The sequence below is a fragment of the Nonomuraea sp. bgisy101 genome (genome assembly GCF_057708945.1).
This window is the reverse complement of the sequence record NZ_JBYITD010000059.1, coordinates 1-21,647: the sequence shown is the minus strand read 5'-3', so window position 1 is coordinate 21,647 and position 21,647 is coordinate 1. Positions and strand designations below refer to the sequence as shown.

20 protein-coding genes and 1 pseudogene are annotated in these 21,647 nt (G+C 69.5%); 10 read left to right on the top strand and 11 right to left on the bottom strand.

Annotated features, from left to right (window positions below):
* Positions 1-36: 36 nt before the first annotated feature.
* The 7 genes from AC3EO4_RS52530 to AC3EO4_RS52500 all read right to left on the bottom strand — a co-directional run bounded on the left by AC3EO4_RS52530 (position 37) and on the right by AC3EO4_RS52500 (position 9,500).
* On the bottom strand, positions 37-867 hold the full coding sequence (locus AC3EO4_RS52530) for an NAD-dependent epimerase/dehydratase family protein (RefSeq protein ID WP_431903850.1): 831 nt from the start codon (positions 865-867) through the stop codon (positions 37-39).
* A 4-nt stretch (positions 868-871) separates the two neighbouring features.
* Positions 872-3,064, bottom strand: a complete 2,193-nt coding sequence (locus AC3EO4_RS52525) for an FAD-dependent oxidoreductase (RefSeq protein WP_431903848.1) — start codon at positions 3,062-3,064, stop codon at positions 872-874.
* Positions 3,061-5,301: a hypothetical protein gene (locus tag AC3EO4_RS52520; RefSeq protein ID WP_431903845.1), complete on the bottom strand. Its 2,241-nt coding sequence runs from the start codon at positions 5,299-5,301 to the stop codon at positions 3,061-3,063. Before AC3EO4_RS52520 ends, AC3EO4_RS52525 begins: the two co-directional genes overlap by 4 nt.
* A gap of 32 nt (positions 5,302-5,333) precedes the next feature.
* Entirely contained in the window at positions 5,334-6,185 is an 852-nt protein-coding gene (locus AC3EO4_RS52515) for a carbohydrate ABC transporter permease (protein ID WP_379569236.1), read from the bottom strand.
* Positions 6,182-7,027, bottom strand: a complete 846-nt coding sequence (locus tag AC3EO4_RS52510; protein WP_431903843.1) for a carbohydrate ABC transporter permease — start codon at positions 7,025-7,027, stop codon at positions 6,182-6,184. The genes AC3EO4_RS52515 and AC3EO4_RS52510 overlap by 4 nt, the downstream gene beginning before the upstream one ends.
* Before the next feature lie 38 nt (positions 7,028-7,065).
* The gene (locus AC3EO4_RS52505; RefSeq protein ID WP_379569240.1) at positions 7,066-8,433 is read right to left on the bottom strand and encodes an ABC transporter substrate-binding protein; all 1,368 of its coding nucleotides are present in this window, start codon (positions 8,431-8,433) and stop codon (positions 7,066-7,068) included.
* Positions 8,434-8,528: 95 nt separating this feature from the next.
* Entirely contained in the window at positions 8,529-9,500 is a 972-nt protein-coding gene (locus AC3EO4_RS52500; RefSeq protein WP_379569242.1) for a LacI family DNA-binding transcriptional regulator, read from the bottom strand.
* A 170-nt stretch (positions 9,501-9,670) separates the two neighbouring features.
* Here AC3EO4_RS52500 and AC3EO4_RS52495 point away from each other — a divergent pair, with 170 nt between their 5' ends.
* The 5 genes from AC3EO4_RS52495 to vanY-N all read left to right on the top strand — a co-directional run bounded on the left by AC3EO4_RS52495 (position 9,671) and on the right by vanY-N (position 14,477).
* Positions 9,671-10,807, top strand: coding sequence for a mandelate racemase/muconate lactonizing enzyme family protein (locus tag AC3EO4_RS52495; RefSeq protein WP_431903840.1), 1,137 nt, complete (start codon positions 9,671-9,673; stop codon positions 10,805-10,807).
* 317 nt (positions 10,808-11,124) lie between these two features.
* Positions 11,125-11,898 carry a TIGR03084 family metal-binding protein gene (locus AC3EO4_RS52490; RefSeq protein WP_431903838.1) on the top strand — a complete coding sequence of 258 codons (774 nt, stop codon included), beginning with the start codon at positions 11,125-11,127 and terminating at the stop codon, positions 11,896-11,898.
* A gap of 427 nt (positions 11,899-12,325) precedes the next feature.
* A complete protein-coding gene (locus tag AC3EO4_RS52485; RefSeq protein ID WP_379569248.1) occupies positions 12,326-12,715 on the top strand; it encodes a VOC family protein in 390 nt (129 codons plus the stop codon).
* A 37-nt stretch (positions 12,716-12,752) separates the two neighbouring features.
* The gene (locus AC3EO4_RS52480; RefSeq protein ID WP_431903835.1) at positions 12,753-13,466 is read left to right on the top strand and encodes a hypothetical protein; all 714 of its coding nucleotides are present in this window, start codon (positions 12,753-12,755) and stop codon (positions 13,464-13,466) included.
* A gap of 396 nt (positions 13,467-13,862) precedes the next feature.
* Positions 13,863-14,477 carry a D,D-peptidase/D,D-carboxypeptidase VanY-N gene (gene vanY-N, locus AC3EO4_RS52475; protein WP_431903832.1) on the top strand — a complete coding sequence of 205 codons (615 nt, stop codon included), beginning with the start codon at positions 13,863-13,865 and terminating at the stop codon, positions 14,475-14,477.
* Positions 14,478-14,575: 98 nt separating this feature from the next.
* On the opposite strand, the gene AC3EO4_RS52470 is transcribed toward vanY-N, so the two are convergent.
* Genes AC3EO4_RS52470 through AC3EO4_RS52460 form a run of 3 tightly spaced genes read right to left on the bottom strand, consistent with a single transcriptional unit; the run spans position 14,576 to position 17,251 of the window.
* Entirely contained in the window at positions 14,576-15,064 is a 489-nt protein-coding gene (locus AC3EO4_RS52470) for a hypothetical protein (RefSeq protein ID WP_379569253.1), read from the bottom strand.
* The gene (locus AC3EO4_RS52465) at positions 15,061-16,569 is read right to left on the bottom strand and encodes an ATP-binding protein (protein ID WP_431903828.1); all 1,509 of its coding nucleotides are present in this window, start codon (positions 16,567-16,569) and stop codon (positions 15,061-15,063) included. Before AC3EO4_RS52465 ends, AC3EO4_RS52470 begins: the two co-directional genes overlap by 4 nt.
* A 7-nt stretch (positions 16,570-16,576) precedes the next feature.
* Positions 16,577-17,251, bottom strand: a complete 675-nt coding sequence (locus tag AC3EO4_RS52460; protein ID WP_431903825.1) for a response regulator — start codon at positions 17,249-17,251, stop codon at positions 16,577-16,579.
* Positions 17,252-17,528: 277 nt separating this feature from the next.
* Here AC3EO4_RS52460 and AC3EO4_RS52455 point away from each other — a divergent pair, with 277 nt between their 5' ends.
* Complete coding sequence (locus tag AC3EO4_RS52455; RefSeq protein WP_431903893.1) at positions 17,529-17,705, top strand: sterol carrier protein domain-containing protein; 177 nt, start codon at positions 17,529-17,531, stop codon at positions 17,703-17,705.
* A 165-nt stretch (positions 17,706-17,870) separates the two neighbouring features.
* Here the strand turns inward: AC3EO4_RS52455 and AC3EO4_RS52450 are convergent, their stop codons facing one another.
* Complete coding sequence (locus AC3EO4_RS52450) at positions 17,871-19,082, bottom strand: FAD-dependent oxidoreductase (protein WP_431903822.1); 1,212 nt, start codon at positions 19,080-19,082, stop codon at positions 17,871-17,873.
* Positions 19,083-19,342: 260 nt separating this feature from the next.
* On the opposite strand from AC3EO4_RS52450, the gene AC3EO4_RS52445 reads away from it, so the two are divergent.
* From AC3EO4_RS52445 to AC3EO4_RS52430, 4 genes and pseudogenes are all read left to right on the top strand, one after another.
* The gene (locus AC3EO4_RS52445) at positions 19,343-19,531 is read left to right on the top strand and encodes a hypothetical protein (protein ID WP_431903820.1); all 189 of its coding nucleotides are present in this window, start codon (positions 19,343-19,345) and stop codon (positions 19,529-19,531) included.
* A 251-nt stretch (positions 19,532-19,782) separates the two neighbouring features.
* Entirely contained in the window at positions 19,783-20,412 is a 630-nt protein-coding gene (locus tag AC3EO4_RS52440) for a TetR/AcrR family transcriptional regulator (RefSeq protein WP_431903818.1), read from the top strand.
* Positions 20,409-21,299 (top strand): ABC transporter ATP-binding protein, encoded by an 891-nt coding sequence (locus AC3EO4_RS52435; protein ID WP_379569265.1) that lies wholly within the window; start codon positions 20,409-20,411, stop codon positions 21,297-21,299. Before AC3EO4_RS52440 ends, AC3EO4_RS52435 begins: the two co-directional genes overlap by 4 nt.
* A pseudogene (locus AC3EO4_RS52430) lies at positions 21,296-21,647 on the top strand (ABC transporter permease); the annotation flags it as partial. The gene AC3EO4_RS52435 and the pseudogene AC3EO4_RS52430, both read left to right, overlap by 4 nt.

Genomic DNA, 21,647 nt, shown 5'->3' with positions numbered 1-21,647 from the left:
GGAGCACGAGGATCAGATGGCGTTCCGTGCCTCGCGTCACACGTGAAGCTCCGCACTGAAGCCGAGAACGGCGGTGGCCTTGGTCAGGTTCAGCGGGACCGTGCGTCCGGGCAGCGGACGGCGGAGCTCGGTCGTGGGGTGAAACCGGCGGAGCAGCTCCTCGGTGGGGTGGGAGACCAGGGTCTCCGGAGCGGCCACGGTGATGACGTGAAAGCCGTCGGGGTTGAGGCCGAGCAGGCACGCCCGGGCCGCGTCGCGGGTTTCGAGGTAGGCCCACAGGCCGGCCGCGTGCAGGCCGGGGTCCCGCTCGCACCTTTCCGCGAAGTCGAGGAGGCGCTCGTCGAAGCCGCCGACGTACGGCAGGCGCAGCGCGACCACCGACATGCCGTAGCGTCGCGCCATCGTCTGCGCGGTCAGCTCGTCGACCTGCTTCGACAGCGCGTAGGGATCCGCGGACTGGGACGGCTGCTCCTCGTCCACCGGAACGTACGGCGGGTGGAGGGTGCGCGCGGCGAACGGCAGCCCCGAGATCGCCGTGCTGCTGGCCGTGCACACCTGCCTGATCCCGGCCCGGCCCGCCTGTTCGAGCACGGTGTAGGTGGCCTGCGTGTTGGTGGCGAAGACCACCTCGGCCGGATGCCGCTCGGGGGTGGGGATCGCCGCGAGATGGACGACCGCGTCGGCCCCTTCGAGAGCTCGCCGTACGGCCTGCGGATCCGTCGCGGTGCCCTCGACGACCAGGTCGGCCTTCAGGTCACCTGGATCGTCCAGCACGAGGGCGTTGGCCGCGATCCCCTGCCGGTCGAGCAGGTCGAGGACGGCCCGGCCGATACGGCCTGCGGCACCGGTGACCAGGACACGCTTCATGCGTCTACTCATACACGCGCACCGCCACGACATGGGCGTGCGGTGTCCCGTTGCCGGAGTCGACCACGATCCTCAGCGCGTCGGTGGTGACCGCCTCGATGTCGTGGACGTTGCGGCGCCGCCGGTTGCCGCGCACCTCGGCCACCGTCCGCCAGCCGCCGCCCTGCCGTACCTCCAGCCGGTAGTCGCGGATCAGCGTCGGCATGACCTCGAACGGCGTGCGGTGGTGGTGCAGGTTGATCAGGTCCTCGTTCACGTCGTCGTCGGCCAGCAGGTCGACGCGGCCGATCGGCACCGGCGAGGGCCAGGACAGTTCGAGGGTGGCGGGCAGCGTGTCCGACACCCACATGTGGGGTCCGGCGTGCGGGCGCTGGAAGCCGTCGAGCGCCCTGGACGGCGCGAACGCGTCGGTCGGGCCGGCGCGGAAGCAGAAGGTACGGCGTAGCAGACCGGCGTCGGACCACTCCCGCAGCAGCTGCGGCGTCTCGTCCTGGGGGCGCAGCGGAACCCGGGTGAGGCAGAGCACGCCGGGGGTCGGCCGGTCGGCGACGTGAAGGGAGACATCGGGGTTCGCGCGGATCCGCAGGAACGCGTTCTGCGCCTGACCCGGCTGGAAGGACAGCTCCACACGGACCCACTGGTTCTTCCCCGGCTCCACCGCGACGCCATGCGAGGAGATCAGGCGCCGCGGCACGTAGTTCTGGCCCAGCACCGGGTCGTAGAGATCCACGACCAGCTCGGTCGCGGCGGCCGCGTCGAGCATGAGCTCGACCGCGTCCAGCGCCGGGTCCACCGGCAGGATCAACCCGGCGTCCGCCGCCAGCGGCCAGGTCTCGGCCGACGTCTCCACCTCGAGCAGGGACAACGTGCTCGACGCGGCGGCGGCGGCCGTACGGGCGAGATCCGCGGAGTCCTCGTACGGCACGCCGATGACCGAGCCGTCCTCCCGCAGGAGCGTCGTCTGCAGGTCGCGCACGTCCAGCTCACTCGGCGGGACACCGCCGGCCACGCACAGGGCGGCCGCCGTGCCGGCCGCCTGGCCGATCGTGGCGCAGGTGGCCATCACCCTGGTCGAGCCGAACGCCACGTGCGACGCCGAGATGTTGCGCCCGGCCATGAGCAGGTTGGGGACGTTCCGCGAATAGAGGCACCGGTAGGGGATGTGATAGATCCCGTCGGCGTAGCGCTGCTTCGCGCCGTCCTCCTTCGCGTACATGCCCTGCGGCGGGTGCAGGTCGATCGACCACCCGCCGAAGGCGACCCGGTCGTCGAACGGGGTCTGGCCCAGCACGTCGTGCTGGGTGAGCACGTGGTCGCCGAGGAACCGGCGGTACTCCCGCTTGCCGGGCAGCGACCCCACCCACTCCAGGGTCATGGTCTCCGCGTCGAACTTCCCCGAGTTCTTGATGTAGTCCCAGATGCCGTAGATGACCGACCACAGCTCGTCGCGGATGCGGTCGTTGTCGTGCACGGTGTCCAGCTCGCCGCCGAACTCGATCCACCAGTAGGCGCAGCCGTTGTCGCCCGCCCTGATGATCCGCCGCTCGGGGATCGACGTCGTGGTGATGTCCTTGGCGAAGCTCGGCGGGACGTAGCGGACCGGCTCGCCCGCGTCCTTGGTGTAGAAGAGCAGCGTGCTGCCGAGCGTGATGTCGTCAGGCACCTCGGGCGCCCACGGCTCGCCGTACTCCGCGCGCCCCTCGCGGCCGATCCGGTGGCTCGCGCCGGCCAGGTGGCCGACCAGCCCATCGCCGGTGCAGTCCAGGAAGATCGGCGACGCGAAGGTGATCAGCCGTTCCGAACCCATCATCCAGCCGGTCACCGAGCTGATCCGGCCCTCCGAGCACGACACCTCACGCACGTCGGTATTGAGGAAGAGCGCGATGTTCGGCTCCTGCCGTACGAGGTCGAGCACGGTCGTGTCCCAGAAGTAGGGATTGCCCTGCGGGTTCCTGTACTGGTTCTCCAGGAAGAGCTCGCCCATGATGCCGCCCTCGCGGGCGTGGTGGTTCTTGCCGTGCCCGGTCGCGCCGACCACCCAGACCCGCACCTCGCTGCTGGAGTTGCCGCCGAGGACGGGCCGGTTGGTGACCAGGGCGACCGTACGGCCGAGCCGGGCGGCGGCGACGGCGGCGCTGACACCGGCCAGACCGCCGCCGACCACGGTCACGTCGTGCGAAAGGGTTTCCGATCTCATAGCTCCAGCCCGTAGTAGAGACGTGGGGCGCCGTCCAGCGTGACCTGCGCGCGGCGGCCCGTGGCGGTGATCGTGCGCTCCTGCCCGATGCAGTCGATCTCCCGGACCGTCGGCCCTGAGGTCTTCAGCGACACGGTGGTCTTGGTCGGCCAGTGGTCCACCCAGCCCTCGGGGTGCGGGTACCACTGGTCGGCGCCGTGGTCCCGGTTCAGGATGTAGCCGTCCTTGCGGCTCCACAGGATCGCCAGCTTGCCGCGAGGCGTGCCGAACAGCAGCCCCTTCAGGTCGGGATCGGCGAAGGTGAGCCAGCGCTTGAAGGTCGCGCCCTCCAGGTGGCGCGTGGCCGTCGCGAACGCGAGCAGCGCGGGCTTGGCGCTGGTGTCGCGGTTCAGCAGCCCGAAATGGTATTCGGGGTTGTTCGGGTCGGCTTCTTGCGGGTGATGGATGGTGCTGTCATGGGGCTGGTACCAGTTGACGCCGTCCACGCCTTCCGACAGGCAGAGCGCGAGCTGCAGCAGCGTGTTCTCGGCGGCCTGCCGGTGGGTGTCGTTCCACCAGTGGTTGGGCCGGGTGCAGGCGTACGCCTCGGTCAGCCAGAGCTCCTTGTCGCCGCCGTACTCGTCGAGGGTCTGTCTGGCCTTGCGCAGCGCGCCGAGGAAGTTCCAGTAGGAGCCGTTCGAGCCCTGTTCCCACTCCTCCGGCGGAGGTGCGTAGTCGGCGGTGAAGTTGCCCCGGCCCGGATGGAAGGCGAAGGCGTCGATCAGGTCCCAGCCGCCGGCGGCGTGGAAGTTGGTCGTCCAGCGGTGGTCCATGCCGCCCAGCCCGCAGTTCATCAACTTGATGCCGGAGTCCTTGAGCCGGTCGTGGATCGGCTTCAGGCCGTCGCGCACGTACTCTGCCGCCTTCTGCCCGGACATCCAGGGCTGGTTCAGCTCGTTGGCCACCTCGAAGTAGGCGGCGCCCGACTGCGTGGCGATCCGCGCCCGGTCGTCGGCCCAGGCGGCGATCTGCTCCGCCGTACCGTTGAAGATCACCCCGCCGAGCTGGACGTTGTGCTTGATGCCCAGCGCGTCGAGCTCCGCGGGTGGGATGCCCGGCGCGCCGTCGTAGGCGATGCGCACCCAGTTGACGCCGAGCTTCTGCATCAGGCGGCCGACCTGCTGCTTGTCCGGGACGAGCAGCCAGGTGTAGTTCGCGATGCCGAACCTGCCGTCGCTCCGGTAGGTGTACGGCTTCAGCGTGGCCAGGTTCGTCCGCGCGAACGCCTCCTCGTTCCCCGAGGTGGCCGTGACCTCGGTGAACACGATGCCCTGCGCGGGGCCCCGCACGGTGAACGTCTCCCGCCACGCACCGCCGGGTTCGACGGTCCTGCTGAGCGTGCCGGTGCCGAGCACGGCGCCGTCGAAGTCGCGGGCCCACCAGGTCAGGGTGACCGGCTTGGCGGCCGCGCCGCCGTTGACCACCTGGGCGTTGACCGCCAGGGTCGCGCCGGGCTCGTAGAGGCCGAAGGGCTGGTCGCTCCACAGGTCCACGCCGAGCGGCGCGGCGGTCGCCACGGCGTTGGCGGCGCCGGGCCGCATGTCGCCGAGTACCAGCTCCACCCGGGTCGCCCCGTCCGCGTCCGCCGGCGCGTGGATCCAGGTGGCGTTGGTGAACGACGGCCTGGAGGCCGCCAGCCGGAAGTAGGCGCTCGTGCCGGCCCACGTCTCCTGGTAGAGCGAGCCCGCGTTGATCTCGTACGGCACGCCGCCGCGGGCGTCCTTCGTCCAGACCGTGGCGGGCACGTACTTCTCCGGCGCCGTGTTGCCGATCAGGGTGCGGGAGAACATGTAGCCGGTGGGCGTCAGCGTGGCGCTGCCGGTCACCTCCCATCTCAGGCTCGCCCGGCGGGCGGCCACGGTGAACGTGCCGCGCACGGTCACCGCCGAGGCGCTCGCCGACATCTTGTAGGCGACCTGGAGTGCGGGCCGGCCGTCCACGGTGGTCAGGCTCGGCGTGCCGCCGAACGTGCGCTGCTGCCCGAGCACGCTGTCCTTGATCATGAAGTGGCCGATCCTGAGGCGATCGGTCCCGGAGCCGTCGCGGACCAGGATCGAGCCGTCGGCCTCGGCGACGAGCGTGATGCCGTCGGCCGCGATCGAGAGTGCGTCCGCGTGGGCGGGGGTGACGGTGAGCGCGGAGGCCGCGCCGGTGATCGCGGCGGCCTGGATGAGGGTGCGGCGGGAGACTTCAGGCATGGGGGTCTGCCTTTCGTGATTGGCCTTCTGGGTCAGCCTTTGACGCCGGTGAAGCCGAGTCCGGCGACGACGTATTTCTGGAAGACCAGGAACAGCAGGACCGGCGGGGCCAGGGCCATCGCCATGCTGGCGATCAGGATGTCCTGCGGTGCCTGGTCGGCCAGCGTGGCCAGGGCCACGCTGATGGGCTGCTTGTCCGGGTCGGTGATGGCCACGAGCGGCCAGATGAAGTCCTTCCAGCTGTGCATGATCGCGATCAGGCTGATGACGGCCAGGATCGGCCGGCTCATCGGCAGCACGATCCTGGTCAGGAGCTGCCAGGAGTTGGCGCCGTCGACCCTGGCGGCGGCGAAGAGCTCAGGCGGCAGCGCGTCGAAGAAGCGTTTGGCCAGCAGGACGTTGAACGCGCTGGCTCCCGCGGGCAGCCAGATCGACCAGTAGGAGTCGACGAGGCCCAGGTCGATGATGGTCAGGAAGAGGCTGGCCATGGAGACCGTGTAGGGGACGAACATCGTGGCCAGGATCGCGCCGTAGATCAGCGTGCCGAGCCTGGGTTTCAGTACCGACAGGGAGTAGCCGGCGGTGATCGCGACGAGGAGCTGGACGGCCCAGGAGCCGCCGACGACCTGGAGCGTGTTGAGCAGGTAGTGGCCGATGCCCAGGTCGTTCCATGCGGTGCCGAAGTTCTCCGGCCGGGGGTCGCCGGGCCAGAGCTGGAGCGGCTCGGCGATCAGGTCGGTGGCCGGCGAGACCGCGCCCTTGACGGTCATGTAGAGCGGGCCGATGCCGATCACCAGGAGAACGGCCAGGGTGAGCCACTGGATCGTGCGCACTGCCGCTCTGACCGCCGGGCGGCGCTCCTCGACGTGGGAGATCAGGCTCATGCGGAGCTCCAGCTACGGGTGGCCCGCAGGTAGATCGTGGACATCAGGCCGAGGAAGATCGCCAGGAGGAAGGCGAGCGCGGCGGCCTGGCCGTAGTCGCCGTCGCGGAAGGCGTACCTGAAGATCAGCAGGAGGATCGTGAGAGTGCTGTTCTCCGGGCCGCCGTCGGTGAACACGTAGGGCTCGGTGAACACCTGGGTGGTGCTGACCAGCTGCAGGAGCAGCAGCAGCCCGATGGTGGGGCGAAGCTGGGGCAAGGTGATGTGCCACAGCCTGCGCCCGATCGACGCGCCGTCCATCTGCGCCGCCTCGTAGAGTTCGGCGGGGATGGTGACGAGGGCGGCGAGGTAGATGAGGACCGTGCTGCCCATCCAGGCCCAGGTGGACTGGATGACCAGGCTGAGCATCGCGGTCCTGGGCGACTCCAGCCAGGGGAAGGGGCCCAGGCCGACCAGGCCGAGCAGCTCGTTGAACAGGCCGTGCCCGGGGTCGTAGAACCACTTCCACAGCAGGATCGCCACCACCGGCGGGACCACCACCGGGAGGTAGACGAGGAAGCGGTAGATCCCCGCGCCCTTCCGCACCGTCGACATGACGGTGGCCAGGATCAGCGGCGCAGGAAACCCGATCAGCAGGCCGAGCCCGACGAACAGCAGGGTGTTCGCGATCGCCGTGGAGAGCAGCGGGTCCCGGAGGAGCGCGGTGAAGTTGTCCAGCCCCACCCACGTGGCGGGGTCGACCAGGTTCGTCTCCTGGAAGGAGATCAGCAGTCCCCTGATCATCGGCCAGTAGGAGAACACCCCGAAGGCGACGAAGGCCGGGATGAGGAAGAGGAACGCCATGACGGGGTTCCCCCGCCTCCTGGCGCGCGTCGCGACGGTCACTGCCGGCTCGCGGCGAGCTTGGTGTTCACGTCGGCTTCCGCCTCGGCGAGGAGGGCGCTGACGTCGGCCTCCTTGTCGGTCAGTACGGCCTGCACCACGCTGTCGAGCACGGCGTACACGGCCTGGGCCTGCACCGCGGGTTCGGCGCGGAGCTGGAGCTTGGGTGTGCCCTCGATCCACGGCTTGAAGTGCTCGAGCTTGACGTTCACGTAGGGCTTGACAGCCTCGTCGATCTTGGCTTGCTGGGCCGCGTCGAACATCGGCAGCGTCGGCACGCCCACGGCGGCGTTCGGGTCGGCCGCCAGCGCCTTGGCCCGCTCGGCGGCGGCGCCGGTGTCGTACTGCGGCTGGGCGTAGGCGAACAGCAGCCACTTCACGGCCGCGGCCGTCTTCTCCGCGGAGGCCGACTTGGGCACCATGTAGACGTCACCGCCGGTCAGCGTGGCGTTCCCACCCGCCTGGGGCAGCGGGCCGATGCCGAACGCGTCGGTGTTCTTCATGCCGTAGGTCATCTTGGCCAGCCGGTAGGTGCCGGGCGTGCCCAGGTACATGCCGATCTCGCCGGCGGCGAACCGTTTGATCACGTCGTTCTGGTCGTTGAGCTGGTTGGCGCCCATGGAGTCGTCGGTCCAGCGCATCTCCTTGAGCAGGGTCAGCGCCTGCCGGGTCGGCTCGGCGTTGAAGGCCGCCACCCAGGCGCCGCCGTCCTGCTTCTCCATGTCGCCGCCGAAGGTGTAGGTCAGCTTCGTGAGCTGCCAGCCGCCCTGGTTGTTCTTGGACTCGTGCACGAACCCGGCCTTGCCGGTCTTCTCGGCGATGCGCTTGGCGTGGGCCCGGACCTCGTCCCAGGTCGCCGGCGGCCGGTCGGGATCGAGGCCGGCCTTCTCGAACAGCTCCCGGTTGTAGACGAGCCCCATCGCGAAGGGCGACTGGGGCACGCCGTACACCTGGTCGGCGGTGTCGCTCAGCGGCCGCAGCACCTGCGGGTTGAACTCCTTGTAGTGCGGCCACTTGGCCAGCTCCGCGGTCAGCGGCTTGACCTGCTTGCGGGCGATCAGCCCCTGCGGCTCGGTGAGCGGCACCTTGATCACGTCTTCGACCTTGCCGCCGGCCAGCTTGGCGGAGAACGTCAGCGGGTCGTAGGCGGCCGATGAGCCTTCGACGGCGATGCCGGGGTTCTGCTTCTCGAAGTCGGCGACCATCTTCTCGAACGCGGCCAGGCCCGGCTTGTCGGTCGCCGGGGGCATGCCCTGGACCCTGAGGGTGATGGTGCCGGACTCCTGCCCGGAACCGGAGGACGAGCCGCACGCGGCGGCGGCCGTGGCCAGAACGGCGATGCCGAGGGAGGCGGTGATCTTCTTCATCTGAACTCCCGCATTCAGGTCATAGCAGGATTAATGGTGTTAAAGATGGCATGACGGGATAGCGGTACGGCGCGCCGTACCGCGGGACCTTCCGGTCAGCGGTGCACGGGCCCGGTCGAGGATCTGGGGATGAGCCGGGAGCCGATCTCCACGACTCGCCCGCCACCCCGCCCGGCGATGGTGTCGAGCAGCAGGTCGGTGGCCTGGGTGGCGAGCTCCTCGGCCGAGATGCGGATGGTGGTCAGCGACGGGGTGGAGGTCTCGGCGAGCAGCGTGTCGTCTATGCCGATCACGCTGACGTCGCGCGGCACGTCGACGCCGAGCTTGGCGAGCTGGTGCAGCACGCCGAGCGCGACCAGGTCGTTGTGGGCGAGCACCGCGGTGGCCTCGGAGGAGGTGACCAGGGTGGCGGCGTGCACGCCCGTTTCGAAGCGCGGCTCGTAGGGACCGAACTCGACGAGGGACAGGCCGTGCGCCTCGAACGCCTCCCTTATCGACTTGCCGCGGCTGAGCTCGGGCCGCGAGCCGTTGACGAAGACGCACCTGGTGTGGCCGTAGGCCTTCAGGTGCTCGGCCGCCTGGGAGATGCCGGCGGTCAGCGAGATGTGGATCTCCGGGATGCCGGGCACGTGCCGGTTCACCAGGACCACCGGCATGGTCTCGGCCAGCTCGGCGAGCCGGTCCTCCGCGAGGGTGGAGGCCCACAGGATCATGCCGTCGACCCGCTTGGAGACCGCGGCGATGGTCTCCAGCTCGTCGGACTCCCGCTCGTCCGTGTCGGCGGCCAGCACGGTGTAGCCGAGCCTCCTGGCGCGGGCCTGCATCGCCTTCATGATCGGCGGGAAGAACGGGTTGGCGATGTCCGGGATGATCAGCCCGAGCGACTCGGTCTTCCCACCGCGCAGCGAGCGGGCCGCCGGATTGGGCGCGTAGCCCAGCTGCGCGGCCGTGTCCCTGATGCGCTGCAGGGTCTGCGGCTGCACCTGATCGGGGGCGGTGAACGCGCGGGAGACGGTCGAGACCGACACCCCCGCCGCCTGCGCCACCTGCCTGATCGTCACTGCCACGCTGCCCTCCTTGCCATCGGTACGGAGGATGGTTGCAAACGTTCCCGGAAGCGTCAAGAGCGTTTCATCGCCATCACCACCCTGTTAAATCCGCCTCTGGCCAACCTCGCCGGGATGTTGCATGATTTTGTTGCTGAAAATCCCGGTAACGTTCTCATTGGAGTTCGCCTGTGAAGATCACTGGTTGGGAAGTGCTCACCCTGCCCGAGCACGGCGACAGCATGATGCTGGTCGTCGTCGACACCGACGAGGGCGTGCACGGCATCGGCGAGGTGGGCATCCGATCGCGGCAGAAGGCGGTCGCGGGGGCGATCGACCACCTGGGCGAGCTGCTGCTCGGCGAGGATCCCGCCAGGATCGAGCACCTGTGGCAGGTGATGTTCCGCCGCGGCTTCTTCCCCGCCGACCGGATCCTGTCGTCCGCCATCGCCGCGATCGACGTGGCGTTGTGGGACATCCGGGGCAAGACGCTGGGCGTGCCGGTCTACGAGCTGTTCGGGGGGCGGGTCCGTGATCACGTCCCCGCCTACGCGCACCTGGGGGACGACTACCACGACCTCGACGCGTTCCTGGACCGGGCCAGGGCGCTCGCCGGGGACGGCTGGCGGCACCTGCGCTTCGCCGTACCCCACGACAGTGACGGCACGCTGGACCAGCGGGCCTCGATGCGCTGGGGCATCGACCTGTTCCACGCCGTACGGCAGGCCGTGGGCGACGACGTGGAGTTGATCCTCGACGTGCACACGCGGCTCGACCTGCCCGAGGCCGTGACGTTGTGCCGCGAGATCGAATCGGCCAAGCCGTACTTCGTGGAGGACCCGCTGCGCTGCGAGAGCCTCGAGGTGTATCGATCGTTGCGATCCCGTACGGCGGTGCCGCTGGCGGCGGGCGAGCAACTCGGGTCGAAATGGGAGTTCCAGCGGCTCATCGAGCAGGACCTCATCGACTACGCCAGGGTGGACATCGCCGTGGCGGCCGGGCTCACCGAGGCCAGGAAGATCGCCGCGATGTGCGAGGCGCACTACGTCAAACTGGCCACCCACAACCCGCTCGGCCCGGTGACCGCCGCCTCGTCACTGCACCTGAACCTGGCTTCGCCGTACATCGGGGTGCAGGAGCACCAGGCCCTGCCCGAGCTGCCTGACGTGTTCACCGCACGGCCGGTGGTCCGCGGCGGCCGTTTCGAAGTCCCCGGCCTTCCCGGCCTGGGTGTCGACATCGACCGCGCCCAGGCCCGGAAATACCAGGCCATGGCCGCCGAACGCCCCCACCTGCGCACCCGCGACGGCGCCTTCACCAACTGGTGAGCGTGCCCACGCTCCAGCACCTCGTCGGCCGGCCGTCCGACCCGGTCCCGGTCATGGCGGCGCTGACGTGTGCGCGAGGGACTACGCCCCCGCCCTCCGGGTTGAGTAGCAGGTCAACGCGTGGCTCGGTCGCGGCGGCGGGCGGCGTAAACCGCGGCTGCCCGCTTCCCAACCTGTCAGGGGCGGTGTCGGCGAAGCGTGAACCAGAACCAGTTCGGCTTGCCGAGATCAACTTCAGCTAGCCTGATCAGACCAGATCAACTTTACCCCTCCAAAGAGGACAAGCCTGTTGCGGTCAATGCGTGGAGGTGACACCGATGTTGGATTACGGCCTTGACATGTCCGGTGTAGAGCTCGATCGGGCTCTGTCCGACTTGGTGGCTGAAGGGGATGAGCTTGACGCCCTGGTATCAGCGCAGGCCGACTGGTCGAAGCCTACGCCTGCAGCGGGGTGGACGATCGCCCACCAGATCGCTCATCTTGCTTCAGCTGATGCGAACGTTCTCATCGCTCTTCGGACCCCGGAGGCGTTCGACGCTGTGCTGAAGCAGGCGGAAGCCGCAGGCAGCCAATACGCTGATCTCGACGCCGCCGCGGGAGCAGCCAAACCGCGATCGGTGCTGCTGGAACAATGGCGCGCTGGTCGAACCGAGGTGGCGGCGGAGCTACGTGACGTTCCACTGGACCATGGGTTTCCGTGGTACGGCTCGCAGCTGACCGCAGCGCTCATGGTGCCGCTTCGACTGATGGAAACGTGGGCTCACGGGCAGGACGTATTCGATGCGTCGGGTGTCGCACGCCGTCCGACGAGCCGGCTCCAGCATGTGGCCTCATTGGGAGTGGTAGGGCGAGAGCTGTCGTTCTATGCCGCCCAATTGCCTCCTCCGTCAGAGCCGTTCCGTGTCGAGCTGACAGGTCCCGACGGCCAAAGCTGGGCATGGGGCCCGGAAGATGCCGTGCAACGGGTTCAGGGCAGTGCCCTCGACTTCTGCCTTCGAGTCACCCAACGCAGGTCCCGAGCCCAGACCGGCCTCACGGCAGTCGGCGAGGACGCGCAGAAGTGGCTTGACATTGCTCGCGTTTTCCTCTGACGAGGCAAGTAGCGATCAGCCGATCGAGCCCTCAACCCCTTCCACGATTCCCTGAGCCACTGATCCAGACCTGGAAGGTCATGGCCGCGGAGACATCTGCGCCCGCCGATACCGACGAGGGCGTAGAGCGAGCCGTGCGGACCGGCGTTTACCGCGGCAAGACGCGATGTACTCATCCAGGACCACGCGCAGGCGACGTTCACCGTGGATGAGCATGCGGTCGGCGCATTCAGCGCGCCGTACGGTCACCGCTCGGCATGGCCATGAGCCCGCGGCTTGGATGCGACCCAGCGACATCAGCCGGCCGAAAACCCGGACCGTGGCGAGCCTCTCATTGACCGAATGCTTGCTTGGTTGAGTCTCGCTCTGAGAAAGTGCGGTGTCCAGAGAGACCGTTCTGTCCGGCAAGGTCAAGGAGGCAAGGTCTATGTCCGAGCTCACGGGCGTGTCGCACATCTCGCTGTCGGTGAAGGACAGAGACGCCAGCGTGCGCTGGTACACCGAGGTCCTCGACTTCAAGGAGTACGCCACGATGGATGACGAGCGCTGGCTGCGCACCATCTGCCTGCACGACAGTCTCACGATCGTCGGCTTCACCCAGCACCTTGATGTGCGCGAGGACGGCTTCGACCACCGCAGGGTGGGCATCGACCACCTCTCGTTCGCGGTGCCCTCGCGCGCGGCGCTCGACGCATGGGCGCGCAGGTTCGAGCAGTTCGGCGTCACGTGCTCGCCCGTGGTCGACTCGCCGTTCGGCGCCGTGCTGTCGTTCCGTGACCCGGACGGCATCGCGCTCGAGCTGTTCGCGATGGAATAGCGGTCTTGGCGATCAGTGCTCGGCTACCGTGTGGCACGTGACGTCGTTCATGGAAAGGCAGATCGCGAGGTTGGCCGACTCCGGCTGGGCTCAGTGCGGCTCGGTGGCGGAAGCGGTAGCGCGGGCCGGGCTGCCGGCGGTGACGCCCGATTACCTGGCGACGGCCTTCTCGGAGGGTGCGTGGGAGGCAGCCGAGCGGGCGGTGCTCGCCTTGCGCGACCACTTCGCCGGCGCCCGGTTCGCGGAAGAGACGACGTACGGGATCCTGCTCGTGCCGGACCCCGACAAGCTGGACACGCGACGTCCGATGGACCCGGCCGTACGGGCGGACCAGTTGGGCGCACCGGTTGAGGATGTGTTCGACCGGCGGCTGCCGGCCGGGGTTCGGGGCATCCGAGGTGAGGCGTCGCCGTGGAACATGGTGGCCACGGTCGTCGGCGCCTACGGGCCGTCCCTGGGGAGCCATCACCAGGTCGTGGGCGCGTCGTCAGAGGCGTTCACCGTGGCCGGTGTCGACACCAGGACGTTGATGATCCGGCAGCTCTGGGGAGCGCGAGTTCTGCAGGGTGGATGTGACCTGCCCGACTGCGAGACCAACCAGAGGTGGACGTTCACGCTGTTCCCCGGCGAAGGTCTCACGGACGGGCAGGCCGAGTCCGGGACCGTGCTCAAGGGCAAGGTACGCTTCCGCCTCGGCAAGCCCGATCGCGGCATCGGATCCGCACGAGTGGCCCCCGCCGTGGCCGTCTAGGAAGGATCTGACAATTCGGCGTGCCGGAGCCAATGCAGGAGCGAGGCGATGGCGACACCCGCCAGATGACGCTGGTGCCGGCACCGGCTTCCCGAAATTGAGCGCCGGTTCGCGCAGTGGCATCTCCTGCCGCGCCTTCACCAAGGCCCGGTGGGGCCCATTGACTACCGGAGATCAACGACACTCGCGACACGCCGCCGAGATTCACAGCACGCCCCCGTAGCTCGCCCGCAACTCGTCCGCCGGTCAACCCCATCCACTGTCGGCCGGCCCTGTCCCCGCCTCGTTCGCGCCGTGTCATGGTTGTGTCACGGTCGCGCCGACGGTGGCCGCCGTCGAGAAACGGTGACATGCGGCAGACAACGCACGCACATTCGGCACCAATCGTGGTTCGTCATGGACGAACCACGCACCCTCCCACCCCGGCCCCGTGACCGGTTGTTCGCCGCGGTCACGCTGGTGCTCGCCGTGCTCCTGCTGCCCGCGGCGCTCGCCCGCCGTCCCGGCCGCGCCCGCGAAGTGGCCTGCCAATGGGCGTTACGGATGCGATTCCCCGCCGAGGACCTCACCGGGCTCACCGACGGCGCCATGGCGGCGTTCACCGCGGCGCGAACCGAGGCGCTCTGGCGTTACGGCCAGCTCATCGGCCTCACCTCGGGATACCGCGATCCCGTTGTCCAGCAACGGATGTTCGACGACGAGGTACGCCGCTGCGGCTCCCCGGCCTTGGCACGCATGCTCGTGCTGCCGCCGGCGGAATCCCGCCACGTCCAGGGCGTCGCTCTGGACGTTCGCCCGCACGAAGGCGCGCGCTGGCTCGAGGAACACGGCGCCCGCTACGACCTCTACCGCATCTACGACAACGAGTGGTGGCACTTCGAGCACCGCCCCGGCAGCGGCGGCACGCCACCACGACGACGACCCCACCCCGGCGTGGGCCACGTAAGCCAGGACGTTGACGGGCCCGGGCATTCGACAGCGGTATCGACCTGGCGTTCGGAGAACGGGTAGGGGTATGTCATCGACGTCGCCACCACCGCCAGCCGCACGCTTCACTCCATCTGACCAGGACCACGGCGATCTGCCCGAATAGAGGATGGCCGCGACCGTTACCCTGGGCACTTCCGCGGGTCGACGCCCTGCCCGGCACCGACGACGGTGACGTGGGCAGGGCTTTCCGGCGGTGTGGCGGCGGCGACCGTGCACACGATCTGCCCGACGGCCAGTGGGGACAGTTCGCCGGCGGGAGCGGACAGGGTCACCACCACGTGGCCGGCCGTCTTGACGATCACCGAGAACGGGCCGGCTTCGGGCGGGACGTCGGTGGTGAATCCGAGCGCCTGTTCCCTCGCGGTGGGTCCGGCGGCCAGCAGCGCGAGTGTGTCCGCTCGGAACAGCGGCCGACCACCGGAAGGCCGCGTTACCGCGCTGAGCCGGCCGTTCTTGACCAGATAGAGGGTGATCGTCGTGGTCGGTACGACGGGTCCGCTCGGCGGGTCGCCGGCGGGGATGACGTCGCTGGGGCGTACGCCGCAGCCGGCCACGGCGACGAGCGATACGAGGCACGCGGCGAGCGCGCGGCGGGCGAGCCCGGTCATCGTTCGGCGTCTCCGTCCGGATCGTGTGCCCGGCGTGGCAGGCGCAGCGTGAACTTGGCGCCGCCGTCCGGGGCGTTGGTGACGGTGAGGTCGCCCCGGTGCAGGCGCGCGTTCTCGCGCGCGATGGCGAGGCCGAGGCCGCTGCCCTCGGACCTGGCCCTGGCCGCGCTGGCCTTGTAGAACCGGTCGAACACGTGCGGCAGCACCGCTTCGTCCAGCCCCGGTCCATGGTCGAGGACCTCGAGAGCGATCCAGTCAGGGTCGACGCGAAGCCGTACCGACACCGGTGGCTCGCCGTGCCGCAGGGCGTTGCCGACCAGATTCGCGAGGATGACGTCCACTCGGCGCGGGTCCAGCCGTACCGTCACCGAGGAGGGAAGCTCGGTATGCACCGACTCCGACCAGCCCCGGGTCCGTAGGGTCGCGCGCACCAGCTCGGCCACGTCTATCTCGTTCAGCGCGAGGGCCGCGACTCCGGAGTCGAACCTGCTGATCTCGATGAGGTCGTTCACCAGCCCGGTGAGGTTGAGCGTCTCCTGGCTGACCAGCCTGGCGGCCCTGCCGACGGGCTCGGGCAGCGCGGCCGCCTCCTCGTCGAGGATGTCGGCGACCGCGGCGAGCGCGGCCAGCGGGGTGCGCAACTCGTGAGACACGTCGGCCACGAACCGGCGGGCGTCGGCCTCCATGTCCCGAAGCTGTTTGACGTGCCGTTCCAGCTCCGCGGCTGTGTTGTTGAACGTGTGTGCCACGTCGGCCAGCTCATCGGAGCCGCGTACCACGATCCTGGTCCGCATCTCGCCCTCGCCCAGCAGGCGTGCCGCCCAACCGAGCTCGCGCACCGGGCGCAGCACGCCACGGGTGGCCAGCAACGCGAGGATGACCGCGAACGCCAGGGCCGCCCCGCCGGTGAGCCAGGCGGATGTGGCGAGCCCGTCGATGCTTCGCTGTTCGGGAAGCAGGCTGCGCGCGGTGTAGACCTCGATGCCGGACATCCGCGTCCGGGCCCGCTCGACGATCAGCAACGGCGTGCCGATGATCAGGAAGGGCTCGCCCTGCCACACCACACGTTGCCACGCGGTCTGGCCGCTGGCCACCACCTGCCGCAACTCCGGTGAAATCATCCCGAGATCCAGGATCGGCACCCTCTCGCCCGGCCTCCAGCGCCCCGGCGACGGGGCGAGCGGCGAGGCGAGCGACGGGGCGAGCGGGGGAGCGAGCGGCGCGTGCATCTCGCGGTAGACGGCGACCGCAATGCTGTTCTGGTCGGTCGCGGCGCCGGCGATCTCGTCGAGCTCGGCCAGGCCCGGCTCCGCACTCGGCAACGGGTAGTGCGCCTGCAGGCGGTTCGTCATCGCCTGCACCGCGGCGTCCTGGGTCCGCTGGAGGATGGCGTTGCGGGCCTGGACGTAGCTCCCGCCGGCCACCGACGCCGCGGTGACCACACACAGCAGTGCGAACGCGAACAACAGCCGGGCACGCAGCCCCAGGCTCGGCCGAGGCGTCACCAGCGGCTCACACCGGCCCGAACCGGTACCCGAACCCACGCACCGTCTGCACGTAGACGGGCGCCGCCGAGTCGTCCTCGACCTTCGCACGCAACCGCTGCACGCACGCGTCCACAAGACGCGAGTCGCCGAAATACCCGTGCTCCCACACCGACTCCAGCAGTTGCTGGCGGCTGTGCACCCGGCCCGGCGTGCCGGAGAGCTCGAGCAGCAGGCGCAGCTCGGTCGGAGTGAGGCTGACCGGCACGCCGCGGTTGGCGACCACCAGCCCGGCCCGATCGATGGTCAGGTCCCCGTGCCGCTCCAGCTCCGCCTGGTCCCGGCCGATCCGCCGGAGCACCGCGCGAATGCGTGCCTCGAGCACCCTGGGCTGCACCGGCTTGACCACGTAGTCGTCGGCGCCCGCCTCCAGCCCGGCCACGACGTCGATGTCGTCGCCGCGCGCGGTCAGCATGATGATCGGTACGTCGCCGACGGCCCGGATGCGGCGGCAGACCTCGAACCCGTCCATGCCGGGCAACATCAGGTCGAGCACGACGACGTCGGGAAGGTCCATACGGAGCCGATCCAGCCCCTGCTCGCCGGACTCCACCGCGCCCACCCGGTGCCCATGCCGGGTCAGGGCCAGCTCAAGACCTTCCCGTACGGCCGGGTCATCCTCGATCAACAACACTCGCGACACACCGCCGAGTTTCACAGCACGCTCCGTACTTCGCTCGCCGGTCAACGCATCCACTGTCGGCCGGCCGTGTCCCCGCCTCGTCCGCGCCGTGTCATGGTTGTGTCACGGTCGCGCCGTCGAGAAGCGGTGACATACGACGGACAACGCACGCACATTCGGCGCCAATCGTAGTCGCCATGAACGAACCGAACACCCTCCCGCCCCGGCCCCGAGACCGGCTGTTCGCCGCAGTCACGCTGGTGCTCGCCGTGCGCGTGTACGCCGCTGCTCGACCTCGCTGGACCTGGTCCTGGAGGTCCAGGACACGCTCTGCCCGTGGAACGCGGGGCGCCACCACCCGCATGCCGACGGCGAGTCCGTCACCTGCGAACGCACCCGGGCCCGGCCCGGCCCTGCGGCTGACCTCCACCGACCCGGGTGCGGCACACCCCTGGCGGCCGGCGGTGGATGGTGAGCCCAGCCGGCCCGCACCGCCATCATCGACCCCCTCACCGCGGCCGTCGCCGTGCTCGCCCTGGTCCTGCTGTGGAAGACCAAGCTCAACAACGCCTGGCTGATCGCCGGCGGCGCCGTCATCGGTCTGCCGCACGCCCTTCTCACCTGAGAAGGAAGGCGGCGATCAGCGCCTCGGCAGCGTGGCCAGGTGGCGAAGACTCCTGGTGATCCGTTCAGCGGCGAACCTGGTCCCGGCGACGAAGCGCAGCATGGGCCCGAACGTGGGTGCTGCCATCGTTCCGGCGAAGTACAGGCCGGGTACCGTCGACTGCAAGCTGGCCGACAGATGCGGGGCCGCGGAGCCCGGAACGCGTGCGATGGTGCGGCGCAGGTCGGGCGCGAGGATGTGCAGGGCATCCACGTCGATGCGGTAGCCGGTGGCGGCCACAACGTGGTCGGCCCTCAGCTCGGCCGGCCCCTCACCGCCCCCCACGGTCAGGTGCGCGGTGGCGCCGTCACGGCGGGCGTGGGTGACGCGGCGCTGCAGGTGAAGCGGGACGATGTTCTCAACGCGATCACGGAGCCACCAGCTTCCGGAGGGGCCCAACGCACGTCGATGCAGCCATAGCCGTTTGCGGGCGGGCAGCAGGCGTACCCAGCTCGGGGCCAGACAGACGGCTGTCAACGCCCAGCCCGCTCCCAGCGGGGAATCGGGATGGGCCAGACGCTGACGCAACGGCCGCCGCACCACAGCAGGCGCGCCCCAGCGCACCCGGTCAGCCCGCACCAGCACGTTCACCCCGGCGCCGGCCTCGTGCAACAACGCGGCGCTCTCCAGCGCAGACTGGCCACCGCCGACGACCACGACGCGCCTCCCGGCATAGCGGGACAGATCACGCTGCTGACTGGAATGCGACAGCACGGCATCGACTCCCGGCCCCTCCGGAGCCAACGGCAGCAACTCGCGCGGGATGTGGCACAGCGCGCTCAGCCCGGTGGCGAGTACCACCGCCGCCGCCTCGATCCTCTCGCCGTCCTCCAGGCACACTGTGAAGCCCTCAGTCGCCTGCTGGATGCTCGACACCCGTCTTGACTCGACCTCACCGGCGAACCGGCGGGCGAACCATATCCCGTACCGCGCGAATACCTCGCACGGAATCGGTGTCAGCTCAGTCAACGGCGGGCGGCCGGTCTCTCGGCAGAAGTCCGACAGCCGGCCCCCTGGCACCGGGGCCGACAGGTCGGTCGCCTTCGGCGTCGATTTGAGGAACATGCCGGTGGCCATCTCATGCCGCCAGCTGTCCATGACCTCACCGAACACCCGGACCTCGAGCCCGGCCGCGCGCAGATGAGCCGCAAGCGACAACCCATACGGCCCCGCGCCGACCACCACCACGGCCCGGCCTGATGCAGTCGAACCCACCGCCCGGCCAGCATGCTGCCCCGCAACCGACTGCCTCACCCGTGCCCCCGTCATCGGCTCGTCGTTCCAGCCCCACTCCCGTCCAGCCGCCGACCTCACCAGGCGGACAGGCCACGTGTGCGGCATCCCCGAGGGCCAGTGCGGCGGACCGTACGGCGTCAGCACACCACCCCTTGGGCGTGTCTGCCCACCCGCCGTCGACACGACGCCCAGCCTTGGGACAGGGAATGCTCATGGGGCGTCCAGAGGTGCGCAATGACGGTTTCGCCAACCTGGACAAAGTACTCGACTATGCCCATGTGGAGACCATGCTGGACAAGGTGCCTGACGTGCCCGTCGCCGCACTCAACGGCGCGAGCAGGTTCGATGCCAAGGTGACGGAGAAGGCCTTGTCTTCCCGCCACAGGACCATCGGGCGCTGAAGGAGGCCGGCACGGCTGCGATCTTCGGCCCGGGCACCGTGATCGCGGACGCCGCGCTCGGCTTGCTGGACCTGATCGGGTATCGGTCAGGCGGATCCGGCACGGCAAAAGGTACAAACCAGACGCAAGGTGAGGAGCTCCGCGTCCTTCGAGCTCTGCCAGCGACCCCGGCCAAGCACTTCGAGCAAGCTTGGTCGCCCATGCATTGAACACTTGCATGGCGGCCAATACATCTGTATAGACTCTTGGACGTGCGACCAATATCTGAAGAGGACCTGACGACGCGCGCCCGCATCCGCGACGCCGCGATGGCGATGTTCGCCGAGCAGGGGGTCACGGCCACCACGATCCGCGGAATCGCCGAGGCCGCCAGAGTCTCGCCCGGCCTGGTGCAACACCACTTCGGCAACAAGGAAGCGCTGAGACAGGCTTGCGACGAGTACGTCCTCAGCTACATGCGCGAGCAGGTCAACGCAGGCATCACTGACCGCAACCTGGACAAGCCGGAATTCATCGAGAACGTCCACCGGACCGCGCCGCCCTTGATGAAGTACCTCGGACGCGCGCTCGTGGACCGCTCCCCCGCGGCCGCCGCCCTGTTCGACGAACTCGTCAGCGTGACGGAGGAGCATCTCGCCAACGACGACCAGCTCTCCAAGGCCGACCACCGCGCCCGCGCGGCCGTGCTGACCGCGATGAAGCTGGGCATCACGGTGCTGCACGAGCACGTCTCCCGTGCACTCGGCACCGACCTCTACGCCACACAGGGTGCGCTGCGCGTCGGCAAGGCACAGCTCGACCTGATCAGACCGGAATTCCTCGGACGCGAGCTGTTCGAACAGGCGCGGACGGGCCTGGAGAAGGTCGAGGGACAACAATGAACGCCGCAGTGCTTGCTGACGGCCTGGTCAAGACCTTCGGCCAGGCCAGGGCCCTCGACGGGCTCGACCTCACCGTCGAGACGGGCGAGGTCCACGGCTTCCTCGGTCCCAACGGCGCGGGCAAGACCACCACCATCCGCATCCTGCTGGGCCAGATGCGCGCCGACGGCGGCCGGGTCGCCTTACTCGGCGGCGACCCCTGGCAGGACGCCACCGAGCTGCACCGAAGGCTCGCCTACGTGCCCGGCGACGTCACCCTGTGGCCCTCGCTGACCGGCGGCGAGGTGATCGACCTGCTGGGCAGGGCCCGCGGCGGCCTCGACCCCCGGCGACGCGCCGAACTGCTCGAGCGCTTCGAGCTCGACCCGCGCAAGAAATGCCGCACCTACTCCAAGGGCAACCGGCAGAAGGTGGCGCTGGTGGCCGCCTTCGCCTCCGATGTGGAACTACTGATGCTGGACGAGCCGACCTCGGGCCTGGACCCGCTGATGGAGGCAGCCTTCAACGAGTGCGTCCTGCAGGAGAAGCGCAACGGCCGCACCGTGCTGCTGTCCAGCCACATCCTGTCGGAGGTCGAGACGCTGTGCGATCGTGTCAGCATCGTCCGCGCCGGCCGTACCGTCGAGTCCGGCAGCCTGGCCGACCTGCGCCACCTCACCCGCACCTCGGTGACGGCCGAGCTGGTCGGGCTCGCGCCCGGCCTGGCCACCCTGCCCGGCGTACACGACCTGACCTTGGACGGCGCCCGGCTGCGCTGCCAGGTGGACGGCGACGCGCTCACCGCGGTGCTCGCCGAGCTGGCCAGGGCGGGCGTACGCACGTTGACCACGCAGCCGCCGACGCTGGAGGAGCTGTTCCTGCGCCACTACGAGGGAGCCGCCAGATGACCGGCACCTGGACGTTGATCCGGCTCATCGTGCGCAGGGACCGCGTGCTACTGCCGGCGTGGATCGTGATCAGCGCGCTGCTGCCGGCGAGCGTCGCCTCCGCCACCACGGACCTGTATGCCGACCAGGCTGCCCGCGACGCCTTCGCGGCGGCCTCGGCGAGCAACCCCGCGCAGCTGGCCATGCGCGGCCCCGTCTACGACGCGAGCGTCGGCGGTCTGACCGCCTGGACGCTCGGTTCGTCCCTCGCGCTGATCGGCGGGCTGATCAGCATCCTGCTGATGATCAGGCACACCAGGGTCGAGGAAGAGACCGGCCGGCGCGAGCTGCTGGCCTCGGGTGTCGTCG

Coding starts and splice junctions, on each gene's coding strand:
- AC3EO4_RS52445 (WP_431903820.1), top strand. CDS start 19,343: ATGGGGCGTCCAGAGGTGCGCAATGACGGTTTCGCCAACCTGGACAAA.
- AC3EO4_RS52510 (WP_431903843.1), bottom strand. CDS start 7,027: ATGGCGTTCCTCTTCCTCATCCCGGCCTTCGTCGCCTTCGGGGTGTTC.
- AC3EO4_RS52530 (WP_431903850.1), bottom strand. CDS start 867: ATGAAGCGTGTCCTGGTCACCGGTGCCGCAGGCCGTATCGGCCGGGCC.
- AC3EO4_RS52435 (WP_379569265.1), top strand. CDS start 20,409: ATGAACGCCGCAGTGCTTGCTGACGGCCTGGTCAAGACCTTCGGCCAG.
- AC3EO4_RS52470 (WP_379569253.1), bottom strand. CDS start 15,064: ATGACCGGGCTCGCCCGCCGCGCGCTCGCCGCGTGCCTCGTATCGCTC.
- AC3EO4_RS52520 (WP_431903845.1), bottom strand. CDS start 5,301: ATGCCTGAAGTCTCCCGCCGCACCCTCATCCAGGCCGCCGCGATCACC.
- AC3EO4_RS52490 (WP_431903838.1), top strand. CDS start 11,125: ATGTTGGATTACGGCCTTGACATGTCCGGTGTAGAGCTCGATCGGGCT.
- AC3EO4_RS52485 (WP_379569248.1), top strand. CDS start 12,326: ATGTCCGAGCTCACGGGCGTGTCGCACATCTCGCTGTCGGTGAAGGAC.
- vanY-N (WP_431903832.1), top strand. CDS start 13,863: ATGGACGAACCACGCACCCTCCCACCCCGGCCCCGTGACCGGTTGTTC.
- AC3EO4_RS52505 (WP_379569240.1), bottom strand. CDS start 8,433: ATGAAGAAGATCACCGCCTCCCTCGGCATCGCCGTTCTGGCCACGGCC.
- AC3EO4_RS52525 (WP_431903848.1), bottom strand. CDS start 3,064: ATGAGATCGGAAACCCTTTCGCACGACGTGACCGTGGTCGGCGGCGGT.
- AC3EO4_RS52515 (WP_379569236.1), bottom strand. CDS start 6,185: ATGAGCCTGATCTCCCACGTCGAGGAGCGCCGCCCGGCGGTCAGAGCG.